Below are 16,517 nucleotides of genomic sequence, written 5' to 3' on the forward strand. Positions count from 1 at the left end.
AATGTTTGAAGAATTAAAACCGCATTTAGTAGAACTTAGAAAAAGATTATTTATAAGTGTTGCTTGTGTTGTTGTGATGTTTTTTGTATGTTTTAGTTTTAATAACTATATCATAGATATACTAAAAGCGCCTGTTGAAGCAGCCTTACCTGAAATTTCAAGACAAATGACCTTCGTTGAGTTACAAGAGCCTTTATTTACTGCGATGAAGGTTTCGTTTTTTACAGCTTTTTTGATTTCTTTGCCGGTTATTTTTTGGCAGTTTTGGAAATTTGTAGCACCCGGACTTTATGATAATGAAAAAAGATTAGTAGTGCCTTTTGTAAGCTTTGCTAGTATTATGTTTGCACTTGGTGCTTTGTTTTGTTATTATATAGTTATACCTTTAGCTTTTAAATTTTTGATTGATTTTGGGGTGCAAACCCAAGATTTTAAGCCTTTAATTAGCATAGGTTTATATGTAGGCTTTTTTACTAAATTAATAATTGCTTTTGGTTTAGCTTTTGAAATGCCTGTAATAACCTTTTTCTTTGCTAAACTTGGACTTGTTGATGATACTTTTTTGAAAAAACATTTTAGAGTTTCTGTTTTAGTGATTTTTGTTTTCTCAGCTATGATGACACCACCTGATGTTATATCGCAATTTTTAATGGCTGTGCCTTTATGCGGACTTTATGGGATTTCTATTTATATAGCTAAAAAAGTTAATCCTAGTCAAAAAGAAGATGATGAAAATGATTGATAAAGATCTTTTGCTTTCTAGTTATGATTATAACTTACCAAATGAACTTATAGCAAATTTTCCTATTTTGCCCAAAGAAAATGCCAAGCTTTTAGTATATGAAAGATGTAAAGATCAAATTTCACATTTGCATTTTAAGGACTTAGCTAAAATTTTACCACCTTGTGAAATCATCTTTAATGATACCAAAGTCATCAAAGCAAGAATTTATGGAAACAAAGAAAGTGGTAGCAAAATAGAACTTTTCATTAACCATCCTTTAAAAAATAATGATTTTTTAGTGCAAATTCGGGGTAAGGTTAAAGAAGGGCAAAATTTATATTTTGAAAATTCTTTAAAAGCTAAAATCAAAAAATTACATGATGATGGTACAAGAGAAGTAGAGTTTTTTAATGATGAAAAAGAACTTAATCATCATGAAGTTTTTGAAATTTTAGAAAAAATAGGCCATGTGCCTTTGCCACCTTATATTAAAAGAGCAGATGAAGCACAAGATAGCATTAACTATCAAAGCATTTTTGCTAAAAATCAAGGCGCAGTTGCCGCACCTACTGCAAGCTTACATTTTGATAAAGCAATGATTGATGAACTTAAAAAAAATCATAATATCCATACTATCACACTACACGTTGGTGCAGGAACTTTTAAAGGTGTAGAATGTGAAGATATACGTGATCATAAAATGCATTCAGAATTTTTTCATATTGATGATGAAACTTGTGCTTTGATTGATTCTTCTAAGAAAATACTAGGCGTTGGTACTACTGTTACTCGTTGTGTAGAGTACTATCATAGAAAAAAATTAAAAGAAGATTTTTGTGATTTGTTTTTACACCCACAAAATACCCCGCAAAGACTTGATTATTTACTTACTAATTTTCACTTACCAAAATCAACTTTAATTATGCTTGTAGCAGCATTTATAGGTAGAGAAAAAACCTTAGAGCTTTACCATGAAGCTATAAAAAATAACTATCGTTTTTACTCATATGGTGATGGAATGCTAATTATTTAGTCTTTTTCTTGATATATTTTTTATCAATATAGTCTAAATCTATAAGTTTTTGATAAATTTTAGCCAGTATAGGCCCTCCTGTACTACTACCGCTTTTTCCATGTTCTATTAAAACCACTACTACATATTGTGGTTTTTCATAAGGCGCATAAGAAGTAATCCAAGCATGAGATCTTAAAAAATACTCCAAATCCTCTTCTTTAATACGCTTTTTTTCACTTTGAGAAATTCCAACTACTTGAGCTGTTCCTGTTTTGGCTGCTATGGTAATAGGTGAATTTCTTAAAAATCTTGCCGTAGTTCCACCGTCTTCATTAGCAACTTCATACATAGCACGCCTTAAAAGTGGAAGTTTTGATAGTTCAAAAGTCGTAAAAACACTTTCATTATTATCAAAATTTATCTTAGTAATATTATCATCAACGCTATGTAAAAAATGCGGTGTGATATTTTTAGCCGTAGCAATCATAGCTGTAAATTTAGCCACTTGCATAGGAGTAGCAAGAAAATCACCTTGTCCTATGCTTGTATTTAAAGTTTCACCTTGATACCATGGTTGGTTGTATTTTTCTTTTTTCCATATTCTATTAGGTACTGTTCCTATAAATTCATTAGGTAAATCCACTCCTGTTTTTGCACCAAAACCTATTCTTTCAAAAACAGAACTAATAATGTCAATACCAACTTCTAAAGCACCTTTATAAAAATACACATCACAACTTTCCCTAATAGCATCTGTCATATCTACATAACCATGACCTATAGCCTTCCAACATCTAAATTTTCTACCACCAAGCTCAAAGTTAGAATCACACAAATATTTATGATTTTCACTTACTTTTCCACTATCTAAAAAGGCCAAAGCTGTACCCATTTTTATAACTGAACCTGGAGGATAAAGACCGTTAATAAGTTTATTAGTAAAAGGATGGTTTAAATCATTAGAAAGTTTATCCCATTCTTCTTGGCTAATACCCGTAACAAATGGATTAAGATTATACTCAGGAAAACTACCCGCTGCCAAAATAGCTCCGCTTTTTACATCCATTACTATAGCTGCACCTGCTAAATTTTCAAAAATACTGGCTAAGTATTCTTGCAAGTCAAGATCTATGCTTAAAGTGATATTGCTTGAAGTAGGTTTTTTATAAGAAAGTTCTTCTATTTCTTTATTTAATGCATTTACCTTGCTAACCTTTTCACCCTTTTGACCTTGTAAAATATCATTATAAGAACGCTCTATGCCACTACGCCCTACATAGCTAGTCAATCTTGCAATTTCATTTTCATTCATATCATTTAAATTTGCTTTTCCAACATAACCTATAACATGGCTAGCTAAAGCATCATAAGGATAAAATCTTTGAGTAGTAGATTTAACTTGCATGTTTTCGCGCAAATTAAGCTTAGTAAAATGCTTAATCATCGCATCATATTCTACAAATGGAACCACTTCTATATAATCTTGGTTATAATAAGAATCTGCTTTTATATAAGTTCTTTTGAGCTTAGTAGCATTTAAATCCGGAAAGGCTCCTACTATAGCTTGTAATTCTTGCTCTAAAAGAGCTCTGTTTTTCTTTTTTATATGCAAATATGGCTTTATAGAGATCGAAAAACCTAATTTATTTACCGCTAAGGGTCTACCCTTTATATCTAAAATTTGCCCTCTAACAGGTGCTAAAAATTGCGTTTTAATGGCATTTTGTTTAGCTATTTCTTCATAATAAACATTAGATTTAATACTTATATAATACACCCTAGCAAGCAAAAGCAAGAAAAAACAAGCTATAAATCCCATCACCAAACGCATACGCATATTAGATTTTCCCTTTAAAAATAACAAAAGAAATCAAAGCCTCAACAGCAAAAAACCATAGATATTCAATACCAAATTTTAAAATTTCATTATTATCTAAATATGCTAAAAACACATCAAAAAGATAGATAAAAATATAAGCACACAAAGTAAATATAACGAGTAAATAATGACCTAGTTTTAACTTGCTTTTAAACCAATCGACAAAAAGATGATAAAAAACAAAAAAAGCTATCCATGAGCTAAAAAGATAAAATCCATGGATAATATCAACTAGCAAAAGATAAAACAAAGAAAAATACCATCTAAAATCAAGCTTATTAAGAGTTCTTTCTTTTTCTTTTAAAAGCACTATCATATAACAAAAAAACACCCCAAATAAAGGAGGCATCCAATAATACACAGAGCTTAGCACTTGATAAAAAATCAAAGATAAATAAAAAAATAAATAAGAAAAATCAAATCTATTTTTTACTAAATTTCTACTCCTCATTCAAACCCAAGCTCTCTAAAATGATTTTTTGTTCTAATTTATCAATACCACTTTTTTTCAAATTTGACACTAAGATAGCATTTTTATTTGTATTTAAAATTTTTGCTTTTTGACTTTGATTGAGTTTGTCTGCTTTTGTAAAAACTGTTATTTTTTTTTGATCAGCTCTAATAAAAGAATCCAAATATAAATCCAAATTTGCATCAATATCTAAATTTTCATGTCTTGAATCTATTAGATGGATAAAAAGCTTGATAGAACTACGCTCTTTTAAAAACTCATCTAAATTTTTATTCCAAATAGCCTTAGTTTTTTTGCTCACTTTAGCATAACCAAAACCAGGTAAATCAATAAATATTAGTTTAAATTTATCCTCATCTTTTTTGCAATCAACTTCAAAAAAATTAATAAGTTGTGTTTTACCTGGAGTTGAAGAGCTTTTCGCTAAATTTTTATTTTTGCATAGTGTATTAATCAAAGAACTTTTACCCACATTAGAACGTCCTAAAAAGGCGATTTCAGTGTATATAGGTTGTAGTGCTTCGTCTATTTTGGAAGCAGAAATTAAAAATTTAGCATTTAATATCATTCTTTTACTTCAAATACAAATTTGGCAGGTTTTTTATCTTTACTCACTACTCTATAAGTCATATTTTTTCTATCTACTATGATTTTATCCCCTATGAGTTCTTTTTTTGTTTGCATTTCTGTAATTTTTGCATTACCATTAATCTCATATGTATCCTTAGCTACATTATAAATAAATTCATCACCGCTTCCATGATAAGTTTTATCTTTCATCATGATTTTAAATTTAGCATCTTTAGTAGCTATATACTTGGTGGGTTGTTTGTTTTTCATATAAATAACTAATTTTTGCGAATTTAAAACATCATTACCTTTTTTAACTTCTACATCACCGGTTAATACACTTGTTTCATTTTTTTCATCTAAGTAAAAATCCTTAGCGTAAACTTCTATTTTTTGTGCACTAAATGCGAACAAATTTAACAAACACAAAAAAATTACTGCTCTAAAAACCATGCTTTTATTCCTTGAATTTTTAATTCTTTTTGATTTACATCATATAAAAAATTATCCCCAAAAACTTCATTTAAACCTATATATGCTTTAAAATTATCATTAGAAAATAAAATTTTATTTTTCATATCATAAGTTGCTTTTTGGGTAAAAATAGAAGTTTGGTTATAATCAAAATAACTTACATTGCCTTCTAAAATGGATTTTTCTTCATTTCTTACTAATAAATCTGAACTTAAATTATAATCAAGCGCTTGAACTTTAAAATCATCAAAAATATCTTTGTCTTGATATTTTACCCAACGACTTGCCTGATATGTAGCCTTAATTACACTAGCATTTAACTCATAATCAAGCACATCAAAAGCTTGCATATTTGCCACATCTACCTTTTGTGGTTTTATGGCAAATAAATATGGATCTTGGGTACTTAAAATCACCATAACAAAGGCAAATAAGCTCATTAATATAGCAAAAATTTTTATCGCCAAAGTTTATCCCATTGAGCTTGCATATTATTATGTTCGATTAAAATTTCAATCATCTCGCTCACTGCTCCATTGCCACCTTTTCTATTTAAAACTTTATCAGTTTTCAAAGCCTTGTGTGCATCTTTTGGCTTGAAGCTATATCCAACTGCTTCAAGCAAACTCATATCATTATAATAATCCCCAATAGCAGCACATTGAGAAAAATCTAAATTTAATTTTTCTAAAATTTCTTTAGCGCAAGCTAGTTTATCACTAATACCTTGATAGACTAAATCAATTTTTAAATCCCTAGCTCTAAAATACACACACTCGCTAGTCCTACCCGTAATGATAGCAACTTTTTTACCAAGCTTTTGCCAAGCTTCAATCGCCGCACCATCTTTTACATTAAATTCTTTAATCTCACCATAGTTTTGTGTATAGATGATTTTACCATCTGTTAGACAACCATCTACATCTAAAAAAATAAGTTCTATCATAATCTTACTCTCTTACTATAAACGCGCCTGGGAAAGATCCACTATCAACAAAATCTCTTGCTTCTTGCTCACTTCTAAAACCTTTTAAAAATACTCTATGTAAGCCATCTTTAGCACTTGTTTGTATAGTTGAAGTATAAGAATTATAATTTTTGTATCTACCTGCTATTAGCTCTGCGCCATTTTTATTTCTAAATGCTCCAATTTGCACCATAAAAGATCCACCTTGGAAAATATGACCACTATCAGCAATCTCTCCACTGCTGCCTAAATTAGAATTAGTATGAACTGAACCCGAACTTGCACTTGTTCCAAAGCCAATCACTTCAAGTCTTACAGGAGCTGTTCCAGATTGAATCATATCTATATCTCTTGCAGCCATATTAGATAAATCTATAATCCTACCTGCTACAAAAGGTCCTCTATCGTTAATCCTAACAGTAGTTTGACGGTGATTTTTTAAATTAGTTACTTTTACTATGGTATTCATAGGCAAAGTTTTATGAGCTGCAGTATATGCGTGTTGATCATAAGTTTCACCATTGGAAGTTTTTTTACCATGGAAGCCCGGTCCATACCAACTAGCTATACCTTCAGCTATCTCACCCACCTCTACTACAGTTGGATAATAAGTTTTACCATTAATAGTGTAAGGCTTCATGGTACCTTTTAAACTAGTGTTATTGTGCTTTACACTTTTAAAATCCCTCTCTGGATAATACACAGTAGGTGTGCTAATAGGCACCATACTACAAGCACTAAACAAAACTCCTACACAACTAACGACTAACGACTTTTGTATGAGAGTTTTTTGATATTTTTTGAGTTGTTTTGATTTTTGCATTATTATTCTCCTTAATTTTTAACACAAGTTTTTGATTGATATTGATTAAATTTCCTTTTATTTTATTGTATTCTTTAATACTTTCAACGCTTATTTTATGTTTTCTTGCAATAGTATAAAGACTATCACCTTCTTTTACTATATAAATTTTTGTATGCGGAATGGTTGTATCCACCTTAGCTAATTTTACATTCTCCAACGCCTTTTCTACCGCCACACTTTTGCTTAAAGGAATGTACATGTAATAATCTTTTTTATCAGGTGGAGTAAAGTCATAATTAAAATGTGGATTATAACGCTTAAATTCTTTATAAGACATTTTAGCTACTTTGGCAAGCTCTCTTAAAGAAACACTTGGTGGAACTGAGATTTTTTTAACTTCACTTGATAGGGCATAATTAAGCAAAGCACTATCTTGAGAAATTAAAAAATCATTATTATTAGCCAAAAATGCCATAGTAAGAATTTTTCTAATAAAAATTCTAGTTTCTAATGGCAAGTATTTTTTATCAGGATCAAGCAAAACCCTTAAATCATCACTTTTTGCTTTTTTTATAGCTTGACGTAATTTACCATCACCGCAATTATAAGCTAAAATAGCCAAATACCATTTTCCAAATTGCTCTTTTAATTGCTTTAAATAAGTAATAGCTGCATAAGTTGATTTTACCAAATCTTTTCTCTCATCTACATAAGGATCTATTCTTAAACCCAAAGTTTGTGCTGTTGGTTTCATAAATTGCCAAACACCTACTGCTTTAGTTCTTGAAATAGAATGAATTTTTAAACCAGATTCTACAATTGCTAAGTATAAAAATTCTTGAGGGATATTTTCTTTTTCTAGGATTTTGCGGATAATCGGGGTGATTTTGTAAAATTCCCTCATCGTATCTACTAAAGTTTTAGAATGCATATCCATGGAAGATTCTTTAAATTCTAAAAAAATCATATCACTAAGATAGCTTGCTTCTATATCTAAATTTCTTAAAATTTGTGCTTGTTGAGTATAGTGCTCTGGAGTAAATTGCAAGGCTTTAGCATTTAAACATAATAATAAAATAAAAAATAAAAAGCTTTTTTTCATCATAAACCTTGGAAAAACAAACGATTAGCGTTAGAATTAGTAAGTTTTATTATTTCATTTTTAGATAAATTTAAAAGCTCAGCCATTTTTTGAGCTACAAAATGGGTCAAAATAGGATCATTTACCTTGCCACGATGTGGCTCTGGAGTTAAATAAGGTCCATCTGTTTCTAAGACTAGTTTATCTTTTGGAATTTTAGGTAAAACTTCTACTAGTTTTTTTGCATTTTTAAAAGTTAAAACCCCACCTATACCAAAATAAAAACCATCATCTGCTAGCTGAAGTAAAAGCTCACTAGCATTAAAACAATGCAAAACACCACCTTGTAAATCTTTTGCATATGTTTTTAAAATATTAAAACTATCTTCATTAGCTTCACGCACATGAACAATCAAAGGCTTTTTATATTCAATAGCTAGCTGAATTTGAGCTATAAAAACTTCTTTTTGCTTTGCTTTTATTTCATCCTCATCAGCCCTTAAACGATAATAATCAAGCCCACACTCACCCACTGCAATGCATTTTTTATCATTTATAAATTCTTTTAAAACATCCAAATCAAAATCATCTATATCATAAGGATGTACCCCACAAGAAAAATACACATTTTCATAATCATGTGCAATCTCTCTTGCTCTTGGCAAATCTTTTGTATCTGCACCAGGTATGATGATTTTATCTACTCCACTAGCAAAGGCATGATTTAACATCTCATCCAAATATCCAAAATAAGCTTGATTATCTAAATGACAATGTGTATCTATGATTTTTTCGCTAAAATCACAATCTAAAAACATACCTCTACCCTATTTTTACCATTAGCCTTAGCTAAATCTAATGCCTTTTGAGCATTATTAAGCAAATCTTGTATTTGGCTTGTTTTACCTCCAAAAGCAACTCCTACAGAAATACTATAATCAATCTCATCTAAAGCTATTAAAACACTTTCTTTGGCAATATTTACTCTTATATTTGAAAAAGCTTTTAATGCTTCTTTATTATCTGTATTTTTTAAAAGCACGTAAAATTTACCATCTTCAATTCTAGTTGCTAAATCCATACCGCGAATTTGATCTTTGATTTTTTTAGCTGTGTGTTTAATCACTCCATCGCCACAATCATAACTTAGTTCATAGTTAATTGTTGCAAGATTGTCTATATCAATTAATGCCAAAGCTAATTCTTCACTTTCTTGCATATCTTCTAAATAATCTAAAAATCTTTTTTCAAAATTTGCATAATCATCAAGTCCTGTTAGCAAATCTTTACCCAAACTATACTCATCAAGTAAAACACATTTTTGCATATAATCTAAGCAATTATTCACTCTACAATTAAGTGATTCTTTTTGGAAAGGTCTAATCACATAGTCATTTACGCCCTTTCTAAAAGCTCTTGCCTCTAGCGCATCATCTTTATCTCCAACCATAATCACGCCAAGCTCTATCTTAGAATATTTTGAGCGAATTTCTACAAGCAAATCTTCTCCATTAATTACAGGCATAGTTGCATCACAAATTACCAATTTTGTATCAGGATTATCACTAAGATAACTTAGCGCTTCTTCTCCATGTGCTGCTGCTAAAACATTGAAAAGTTGATTATTAAGATTTTTTTTCATTTCTGCGCGTAAAGTTACATTAGCGATTGCTAAAATTATCTTAGTTTTATTGTTTTTTTGAAGCATTCTAATGGAACTTAGCATTTCATCAATACAGCTTTCGCTTTCTTTTTGAATATAACCTATAATATCTTTTTCCATAAATTTCTTACGCGTTTGCCCATCACTACTTCCTGTAAGTACTATAGCAGGAATATTTTTTTCTAAAACCACATCCACCACTTCTCCATTGGGAGCATCTGGCAAACAAAGATCTACAAAAGCCATAAAATAATCATTTTTCACTAATTCTTTAGCACTATTCATATCAAAAGCAACATCTACTTTTAAACCCAAAGTGTTTTCTACTTTTTTTGCTAAAAGCTTTGTAAGCATTTTGTTATCATCAATAATTAAAATTTTTTCTTCCATAGCCAACTCTCTTTATAATTTAAAAGTATAATTATAACATATAGAAATTTACTTTTTGTTTTTAAAGTAAAGTTCTAGTAAATTCTAAAGCCTCTTGTGTGATATTTTCCCCACTTACCATTCTAGCAAGTTCTCTTACTCTTTCTTCTTTTTCTATTTTTCTTACCCTACTTTCATTTCCTATTTTTTCTACTAAAAAATGATTGCTTGCTTTTGATGAAAGCTGTGGTAAATGTGAAATTGCAAAAATTTGATAAAACTTAGCAAGCTCTTTTAATACTTCAGCTATACTCATTGCTTCTTTACCACTTAAATTTGCATCAATTTCATCTAAAAATATTATCCCACTAGCTTTATTAGTAACATTACATTCTGTTGCAATAAAAGAAAGTCTTAGACGGTTTATCTCGCCTGAACTTAAATTTTTTAAACTAGCCTCATTGATATTTAAACTCACTTCATCTTTACCTAAAATACTTAAAGCACAATCTTTAAGTTCTAATTTAACTTCTTTCATATAAAGTTTTTCAAGATAAAAATTCAGTAATTTTTCAAGCTCTTTTAATCTTTTTTTACGCAAAGTGCTTAATTTTTGACTTTTCTCATCTAAAAGTATTTTAGCACTTTGTACTTTTTCTTCTAATTCCTTTTTTTCAAAACTTAAATTTTCATAATGAGCTAATTCTGCTTTTTTCTTCTCTAAAGCTTCTAAAGCTTCTTCTATACTTCCATATTTTGAAATCAAAGAAGAAAGTTTTTCTATCCTATCAAGTACTTCTTCTATATCAAAATCAAAATCATCAAAACTTTGATTTTCCCACACTGCCCTTAGTTCATTTAAACACTCTGAAAAAAATGAACTATCAACATCACTAATTTGCAAAGCTTCAATCACTGCTGATTCTAACTCAAAAATTCTACTTGCCCTGTTCCAAGCAGCGTCAATTTTATCTTTTTTCGAAAGTCTTTTTTTAAAACTCATTAATTCATCAAATTCACCTATTTTTGGGTTAATACTTTGAATTTTTTGTATTTCAAAGCTCGTAAATTCTTTTAATTCTTCTACTTTTTTTTCTTCTTCTTGAATTTTTTCTAATTTAGTTTTATTTTCCATATATTCTTTATAAATATTTTTATATTCATTTAAAAAATCTTGAAATTTCTTATCCTCTTTTGATTGCATAAAATCAAGTAAGTTTAAAAATCTTTCATTTGAAAACTCATTATTTTCCTTAGCTGAAAGATATTTTACAAATTTCTTAGAAAGCAAGGCTAAATTCTTTTTTGAAATAAGTTGATTATTGATAAAATAACGCGAGCTTTTATCTTTTAAAAGTTTAAATATATTTAATTCTTCATTTTCGATACCAAACTCATCTAATTCAAGTTCATCATTTAACAAAATTTCTACCATTTTAGCTTCACTCTCACTTAGAGCAAATGCTGCCAAAATAGCCTTAAAAAGCACCGATTTTCCAGCACCACTTAAGCCAGTAAAGACAGTAAGTCCAGCTTCTAAGTCTAATTTTGCTTGTTTAAAACCTAAATTTTCTTTAATAAAAATACTCTCTATCATCACTTACCCCAATTTAACTTTTCTTTTAAAACTTGGAAATAATCTCTATCTTTTTTATGTATAAAACTAAGTTCTTTTTTGCTAAGTCCTATAAGAATTCTATCATATTCTTTAGGATCAATCACTTCTTGCCCATCTAAATACAGCAAACAATGCTCAACTTTCAATTCAAGTTCAAAGCCATAAGGTAAAACTATGGGCCTTTGAGTTAAAGAATGAGAGCAAACTGGAGTTAGAACAAAAATTTCACTCCAAGGATGCACTATAGGCCCACCTGCACTAATATTATAAGCAGTCGAGCCACTTGAGCTAGCTATAATCAAACCATCTCCATAATAAGCATTAAAAAGTTTATTTTCAAAAAAAACTTCTACATTTGCCATTAAAGCATTATCACGAGAAAAAACCGCATCATTAAAAGCAAATTTTTTAATGATTTTATTTTTTTTATACAAGGTAATTTGAAGCATTTTGGCTTTTTCTATTTTAAAATCACTTTTAAAAAAATCTTTAAAAAAACTTTCTACCTCATTAAAAGAAAGAGCTGTTAAAAAACCTAAATTTCCTGCATTTATACCCAAAATAGGCTTTTTAGCTTGATAAACTTGTCTACATAAAGACAAAAGTGTACCATCTCCACCCAGAGAAATCAAAAAATCTAATTCTTGTAAATCTTTTAGATTAATTTTTTCTTGCTCTAGCAACACAAGCTCTATATTTTTTTGCAAAAAAATTGTTTTTAAAAAATCAATTTGCTCATTTAAATTTGTGTTTAACCTACAAAATAAGCCTATTTTTTGAATTTTTTCTATATTTATATTTTTTTTCATAAAAAAATTATAACAAAACTTAGCTAAGCAAAAGAATAAAATACTATAATAACAAAATTGAACAAAATTAAGCTAAGGAAAAATTTTGAGAACTCATTATAATACAGAGCTTAACATACAAAATGTTGGCGAGGAAGTAACATTATGTGGTTGGGTAAATTCTTACCGTGATCATGGAGGTGTAATTTTTATCGATCTTAGAGATCGTAGCGGACTTATACAGTTAGTATGCGATCCTGCAGATAATCAAGAAGCACATAATATAGCTTCATCAGTAAGAAATGAATATGTTTTAATAGCACAAGGTAAAATTCGCCCACGCGGTGAAGGACTTGTAAATCCAAAATTAAAAACTGGAGAAATAGAAGTTGTTATAAATAAACTTACTATTGAAAATGAAAGTGCTGTAATACCTTTTGCTATAGGCGATGAAAGCGTTAATGAAGAATTAAGATTAAAATATAGATTTTTAGATTTAAGAAGCAAAAAGCTTTATGATAATTTTGCTCTAAGATCAACTGCTTGTATAGCAGCAAGAAATTCTTTATCAAGCATGGGATTTTTAGAGGTTGAAACCCCTATTTTAACTAAAGCCACTCCAGAAGGTGCAAGGGATTATTTAGTACCATCACGCGTACATCAAGGCGAATTTTATGCCTTACCTCAAAGTCCTCAACTTTTCAAACAACTTTTAATGTGTTCAGGATTTGATAGATATTTTCAAATTGCAAAATGTTTTAGAGATGAGGATTTAAGAGCAGATCGCCAACCTGAATTTACTCAAATAGATATAGAAATGAGTTTTTGTGAGCAAAAAGATATCATAGCTATGGCAGAAAATTTACTTAAAGATATTTTCAAAGCTTGCGGAAAAGAAATTAGCATACCTTTTAGACAAATGAGTTATAAAGAAGCTATGGAAAATTATGGCTCTGATAAGCCTGATTTAAGATTTGATATGAAATTTATTGATGTGATTGATATTTTTTCAAAATCAAATAACGAAATTTTTACAAATATCGCAAAAGATACGAAGAAAAATCGCATTAAAGCTTTAAGAGTTCCAAAAGGCGATACGATTTTTTCTAAACGCCAAATGCAAAGATTTGAAGATTTTGTACGCAAATTTGGGGCAGCAGGACTTGCGTTCATACAAATGAAAGAAGATGGTCCTAAGGGTCCACTTTGTAAATTCTTTAGCAAAGAGGATTTAAATGCTTTAATCCAAAGATGTGAATTAGAAGTTGGAGATGTAGTATTTTTTGGTGCAGGAGCTAAGAAAACCGTGCTTGATTATATGGGTAGATTTAGATTATTCCTCGCTGATGAAATGAAAATTATTGATGAGGATAAATTAGAATTCTTATGGGTTATTGATTTTCCTATGTTTGAACAAAATGATGATGGAAGCTATTCTGCAATGCACCATCCATTTACTATGCCAAAAAATATTGACGAGCAAGATTTAGAAGAAATTAATTCTATTGCACATGATGTGGTGTTAAATGGTGTAGAATTAGGTGGTGGTAGCATAAGAATTCATAAAAGCCCTATCCAACAAAAAGTCTTTAAACTTTTAAATATTAATGAAGAAGAGCAAAGAAAGAAATTTGGCTTCTTACTTGATGCATTAAGCTTTGGAGCACCACCACATGGTGGTATAGCAATAGGCCTTGATAGACTTATCATGCTTTTAACAAAATCTTCAAGCATTAGAGAAGTTATAGCATTTCCTAAAACACAAAGAGCACAATGTCTTATGACTCAAGCTCCAAGCGAAGTAAGCAATGAACAAATGAGAGAATTAGGTATAAGATTAAGGGAGAATACTAAATGAAACAATTATTTTTAATTATAGGTGCACCAGGTAGTGGTAAAACAACCGATGCAAGCATCATAGCTAAAGATGATGCAAGCGTTACTCACTATTCTACAGGTGATTTACTAAGAGCAGAAGTGGCTAGTGGAAGCGAACTTGGAAAGACTATTGATAGCTTTATTTCTAAGGGAAATTTAGTTCCACTAGATGTAGTTGTAAATACTATCATCACTGCTTTAAAAAATGCACCAACTAATACTATATTAATAGATGGTTATCCAAGAAGTGTTGAACAAATGCTTGAGTTTGATAAGGTATTAAAAAACCAAAGTGAAGTAATTTTAAAAGGTGTTATAGAAGTTAAAGTTAGCGAAGAAGTTGCTAGAGAAAGAGTTTTAGGACGTGCTAGAGGTGCTGATGATAACGAAGAAGTTTTCAATAATAGAATGAAAGTTTATTTAGAACCTTTAGAAGAAATAACAAATTTTTATACTAAAGAAAATATCCACCATGTAATCAATGGTGAAAGAAGTATTGAAGCTATCGTAGCTGATATGAAAAATTTAATCAATGATTTATTAAAATAAAGGATAAAAAATGGATATTAGCAAAATCAAAGTTGGAGAAGTGCCAAACAAACTTAATGCAGTTATTGAAATTCCTTATGGATCAAACATTAAATACGAGCTTGATAAAGAAAGCGGAGCCATCATGGTTGATCGTGTGATGTATTCAGCTATGTTTTATCCGGCAAACTATGGTTTTATACCAAATACTCTTGCAGATGATGGCGATCCTATTGATGTTTTGGTTTTAAATGAATACCCTATCCAGGCAGGAGCTGTGATTCCTTGTCGTTTAATAGGGGTATTATTAATGGAAGATGAAAGCGGTATGGATGAAAAATTACTTGCTGTTCCTGTAAGTAAAATTGATCCAAGATATGATAATATTAAAAGTTTGGATGATTTACCAAAAGCAAGCTTAGATAAAATCAAAAATTTCTTTGAAACATATAAAATGCTTGAACCAAACAAATGGGTAAAAGTAAAAGAATTTGCAGGTATTGAAAAAGCATGTGAAATTTTAGAAAATTCTATTAAAAATTATAAATAATCAAAGTCCTTTTAAGGACTTCACAAAGGATAAAAAATGAAAAGTATTATTGCTTTTAGTATAGCTTTTGTGGTGCTAATAGGCGCTAGTATTGGTTTTTATATGTGGTATTTTGAAGATGATTCAAATACTTATGTATATGATTATAAAAAAAGTAGTTCTTATCAAAGCTACACTCCACCAAGCACTCAATATAATCAAGAAAGAAATAATATAAGTGATAATACTTACTACCAACCACAGCAAACAAACCAAGAACCTTTAAAAGAAGAAACTCCAGTACAAAATAATCCTATCATAGATGAAAATACAAGCACTCAAGAAGTTGCTCCAACAACCCAAACAAATATAGCTGAAGTTTCTAAAAATGAAACTATTGCACCTAAAGCAACCCAAGAAGAGCAAAAAGTTCTCGTTGAAAACAACAAACAAACAAGCGTAAAAAAAGAAAAAACAACAAAATATAAAAATACCATGCAAGAATACATTGCAAAAGGCAAAACTAGCAGATATGAGCCAAGTTTGAGTGATGATTTTGTTAAAGTTTATGTATTAGATGGAAAAAGCTTAAGCGATTATAGAATTGATATGTTAAAAGAAATGATTAATCCTATTAAAGTTAATTCCCAAGATTATAATTTAACTATTTTTATCGATATGCTATCAAATGATAATATGAAATTAAGCATATATAATAAAGATATTGTTTTTGCTAAAAATAAGAAAAAATACAATTATGTAGATGTGAAAATTTCTGATTTGAAATTTTTATTTGAAGGAAATGGATATAGTGAATACAGCAATGAAAATTTACTTGAAAAAATCAATCAAAATCTAGCAAGAGAAGATATAATCAAAAGAATTAAATTTCAAGGTTATGCAGACGATAGAGGTAGTACTTTTGCAAACTACATGATAGGATTAAATAGAGCAATGAATGTGGCTAAACATTTCTTTAGCTTTACTGAGGTTATAGAAATAGAATCTTTAGGAAAAGACACCTATCCTATTAAAGATAAATCTGATTCTCAAAGACAAAATAATCGTAAAGTAGAAATTAGTTTTTTATAACTAATTTCTAAATTTCAAAACTTCTTTAACAATTTTAAGCTAACATAACAATTTATTTTCATTCT

At 29.5% G+C, this 16,517-nt stretch carries 18 protein-coding genes; 6 read left to right on the top strand and 12 right to left on the bottom strand.

The window, feature by feature from the left end; genetic code table 11:
• Nucleotide 1 precedes the first annotated feature (1 nt).
• Nucleotides 2-742: a twin-arginine translocase subunit TatC gene (gene tatC, locus L8V77_RS06010; protein ID WP_263707147.1), complete on the top strand. Its 741-nt coding sequence runs from the start codon at nucleotides 2-4 to the stop codon at nucleotides 740-742.
• Complete coding sequence (gene queA, locus L8V77_RS06015) at nucleotides 729-1,757, top strand: tRNA preQ1(34) S-adenosylmethionine ribosyltransferase-isomerase QueA (protein WP_263707149.1); 1,029 nt, start codon at nucleotides 729-731, stop codon at nucleotides 1,755-1,757. The genes tatC and queA overlap by 14 nt, the downstream gene beginning before the upstream one ends.
• Here the strand turns inward: queA and mrdA are convergent.
• From mrdA to L8V77_RS06075, 12 genes are all read right to left on the bottom strand, one after another.
• Nucleotides 1,750-3,576, bottom strand: a complete 1,827-nt coding sequence (gene mrdA, locus L8V77_RS06020) for a penicillin-binding protein 2 (protein ID WP_263707150.1) — start codon at nucleotides 3,574-3,576, stop codon at nucleotides 1,750-1,752. The two genes, queA and mrdA, sit on opposite strands and share 8 nt — an antisense overlap.
• A gap of 1 nt (nucleotide 3,577) precedes the next feature.
• The gene (locus L8V77_RS06025; RefSeq protein ID WP_263664127.1) at nucleotides 3,578-4,069 is read right to left on the bottom strand and encodes a hypothetical protein; all 492 of its coding nucleotides are present in this window, start codon (nucleotides 4,067-4,069) and stop codon (nucleotides 3,578-3,580) included.
• On the bottom strand, nucleotides 4,059-4,658 hold the full coding sequence (yihA, locus tag L8V77_RS06030) for a ribosome biogenesis GTP-binding protein YihA/YsxC (protein WP_263707152.1): 600 nt from the start codon (nucleotides 4,656-4,658) through the stop codon (nucleotides 4,059-4,061). The genes L8V77_RS06025 and yihA overlap by 11 nt, the downstream gene beginning before the upstream one ends.
• Nucleotides 4,655-5,113: a lipopolysaccharide transport periplasmic protein LptA gene (gene lptA / locus L8V77_RS06035; protein ID WP_263683157.1), complete on the bottom strand. Its 459-nt coding sequence runs from the start codon at nucleotides 5,111-5,113 to the stop codon at nucleotides 4,655-4,657. The genes yihA and lptA overlap by 4 nt, the downstream gene beginning before the upstream one ends.
• Nucleotides 5,095-5,601, bottom strand: coding sequence for a hypothetical protein (locus L8V77_RS06040; protein WP_263683158.1), 507 nt, complete (start codon nucleotides 5,599-5,601; stop codon nucleotides 5,095-5,097). The genes lptA and L8V77_RS06040 overlap by 19 nt, the downstream gene beginning before the upstream one ends.
• On the bottom strand, nucleotides 5,592-6,080 hold the full coding sequence (locus tag L8V77_RS06045; protein WP_039618077.1) for a 3-deoxy-D-manno-octulosonate 8-phosphate phosphatase, YrbI family: 489 nt from the start codon (nucleotides 6,078-6,080) through the stop codon (nucleotides 5,592-5,594). The genes L8V77_RS06040 and L8V77_RS06045 overlap by 10 nt, the downstream gene beginning before the upstream one ends.
• 4 nt (nucleotides 6,081-6,084) lie before the next feature.
• Nucleotides 6,085-6,924, bottom strand: a complete 840-nt coding sequence (locus L8V77_RS06050; RefSeq protein ID WP_263683159.1) for a septal ring lytic transglycosylase RlpA family protein — start codon at nucleotides 6,922-6,924, stop codon at nucleotides 6,085-6,087.
• The gene (locus L8V77_RS06055) at nucleotides 6,860-8,008 is read right to left on the bottom strand and encodes a lytic transglycosylase domain-containing protein (protein WP_263707154.1); all 1,149 of its coding nucleotides are present in this window, start codon (nucleotides 8,006-8,008) and stop codon (nucleotides 6,860-6,862) included. Before L8V77_RS06055 ends, L8V77_RS06050 begins: the two co-directional genes overlap by 65 nt.
• The gene (locus L8V77_RS06060) at nucleotides 8,008-8,805 is read right to left on the bottom strand and encodes a TatD family hydrolase (RefSeq protein WP_263707155.1); all 798 of its coding nucleotides are present in this window, start codon (nucleotides 8,803-8,805) and stop codon (nucleotides 8,008-8,010) included. Before L8V77_RS06060 ends, L8V77_RS06055 begins: the two co-directional genes overlap by 1 nt.
• Nucleotides 8,796-10,040 (bottom strand): diguanylate cyclase, encoded by a 1,245-nt coding sequence (locus tag L8V77_RS06065; protein ID WP_263707156.1) that lies wholly within the window; start codon nucleotides 10,038-10,040, stop codon nucleotides 8,796-8,798. The genes L8V77_RS06060 and L8V77_RS06065 overlap by 10 nt, the downstream gene beginning before the upstream one ends.
• 61 nt (nucleotides 10,041-10,101) lie before the next feature.
• Complete coding sequence (locus tag L8V77_RS06070; RefSeq protein WP_263707157.1) at nucleotides 10,102-11,616, bottom strand: AAA family ATPase; 1,515 nt, start codon at nucleotides 11,614-11,616, stop codon at nucleotides 10,102-10,104.
• Complete coding sequence (locus tag L8V77_RS06075) at nucleotides 11,616-12,446, bottom strand: NAD(+)/NADH kinase (RefSeq protein WP_263707158.1); 831 nt, start codon at nucleotides 12,444-12,446, stop codon at nucleotides 11,616-11,618. The genes L8V77_RS06070 and L8V77_RS06075 overlap by 1 nt, the downstream gene beginning before the upstream one ends.
• 85 nt (nucleotides 12,447-12,531) lie before the next feature.
• Here L8V77_RS06075 and aspS point away from each other — a divergent pair, with 85 nt between their 5' ends.
• Genes aspS through L8V77_RS06095 form a run of 4 tightly spaced genes read left to right on the top strand, consistent with a single transcriptional unit; the run spans nucleotide 12,532 to nucleotide 16,452 of the window.
• Nucleotides 12,532-14,283: an aspartate--tRNA ligase gene (aspS, locus tag L8V77_RS06080; RefSeq protein ID WP_263707160.1), complete on the top strand. Its 1,752-nt coding sequence runs from the start codon at nucleotides 12,532-12,534 to the stop codon at nucleotides 14,281-14,283.
• Nucleotides 14,280-14,852, top strand: coding sequence for an adenylate kinase (locus L8V77_RS06085; RefSeq protein ID WP_263679010.1), 573 nt, complete (start codon nucleotides 14,280-14,282; stop codon nucleotides 14,850-14,852). The genes aspS and L8V77_RS06085 overlap by 4 nt, the downstream gene beginning before the upstream one ends.
• Before the next feature lie 10 nt (nucleotides 14,853-14,862).
• Complete coding sequence (ppa, locus tag L8V77_RS06090) at nucleotides 14,863-15,381, top strand: inorganic diphosphatase (protein WP_263707161.1); 519 nt, start codon at nucleotides 14,863-14,865, stop codon at nucleotides 15,379-15,381.
• Between the two features lie 36 nt (nucleotides 15,382-15,417).
• A complete protein-coding gene (locus tag L8V77_RS06095) occupies nucleotides 15,418-16,452 on the top strand; it encodes a hypothetical protein (protein WP_263707162.1) in 1,035 nt (344 codons plus the stop codon).
• The last annotated feature ends 65 nt before the right edge of the window (nucleotides 16,453-16,517 follow it).

Origin of the sequence: Campylobacter sp. IFREMER_LSEM_CL2127, assembly GCF_025771745.1 — a bacterium.
Taxonomy (GTDB): Bacteria; Campylobacterota; Campylobacteria; order Campylobacterales; family Campylobacteraceae; genus Campylobacter_D.

Excerpts from the sequence above, each read along its gene's own strand:
- mrdA (WP_263707150.1), bottom strand. The coding sequence starts at position 3,576 with ATGCGTATGCGTTTGGTGATGGGATTTATAGCTTGTTTTTTCTTGCTT.
- tatC (WP_263707147.1), top strand. The coding sequence starts at position 2 with ATGTTTGAAGAATTAAAACCGCATTTAGTAGAACTTAGAAAAAGATTA.
- L8V77_RS06060 (WP_263707155.1), bottom strand. The coding sequence starts at position 8,805 with ATGTTTTTAGATTGTGATTTTAGCGAAAAAATCATAGATACACATTGT.
- L8V77_RS06065 (WP_263707156.1), bottom strand. The coding sequence starts at position 10,040 with ATGGAAGAAAAAATTTTAATTATTGATGATAACAAAATGCTTACAAAG.
- yihA (WP_263707152.1), bottom strand. The coding sequence starts at position 4,658 with ATGATATTAAATGCTAAATTTTTAATTTCTGCTTCCAAAATAGACGAA.
- L8V77_RS06070 (WP_263707157.1), bottom strand. The coding sequence starts at position 11,616 with ATGATAGAGAGTATTTTTATTAAAGAAAATTTAGGTTTTAAACAAGCA.
- lptA (WP_263683157.1), bottom strand. The coding sequence starts at position 5,113 with ATGGTTTTTAGAGCAGTAATTTTTTTGTGTTTGTTAAATTTGTTCGCA.
- ppa (WP_263707161.1), top strand. The coding sequence starts at position 14,863 with ATGGATATTAGCAAAATCAAAGTTGGAGAAGTGCCAAACAAACTTAAT.
- L8V77_RS06055 (WP_263707154.1), bottom strand. The coding sequence starts at position 8,008 with ATGAAAAAAAGCTTTTTATTTTTTATTTTATTATTATGTTTAAATGCT.
- L8V77_RS06045 (WP_039618077.1), bottom strand. The coding sequence starts at position 6,080 with ATGATAGAACTTATTTTTTTAGATGTAGATGGTTGTCTAACAGATGGT.
- queA (WP_263707149.1), top strand. The coding sequence starts at position 729 with ATGAAAATGATTGATAAAGATCTTTTGCTTTCTAGTTATGATTATAAC.
- L8V77_RS06095 (WP_263707162.1), top strand. The coding sequence starts at position 15,418 with ATGAAAAGTATTATTGCTTTTAGTATAGCTTTTGTGGTGCTAATAGGC.
- L8V77_RS06025 (WP_263664127.1), bottom strand. The coding sequence starts at position 4,069 with ATGAGGAGTAGAAATTTAGTAAAAAATAGATTTGATTTTTCTTATTTA.
- L8V77_RS06075 (WP_263707158.1), bottom strand. The coding sequence starts at position 12,446 with ATGAAAAAAAATATAAATATAGAAAAAATTCAAAAAATAGGCTTATTT.
- L8V77_RS06085 (WP_263679010.1), top strand. The coding sequence starts at position 14,280 with ATGAAACAATTATTTTTAATTATAGGTGCACCAGGTAGTGGTAAAACA.
- L8V77_RS06050 (WP_263683159.1), bottom strand. The coding sequence starts at position 6,924 with ATGCAAAAATCAAAACAACTCAAAAAATATCAAAAAACTCTCATACAA.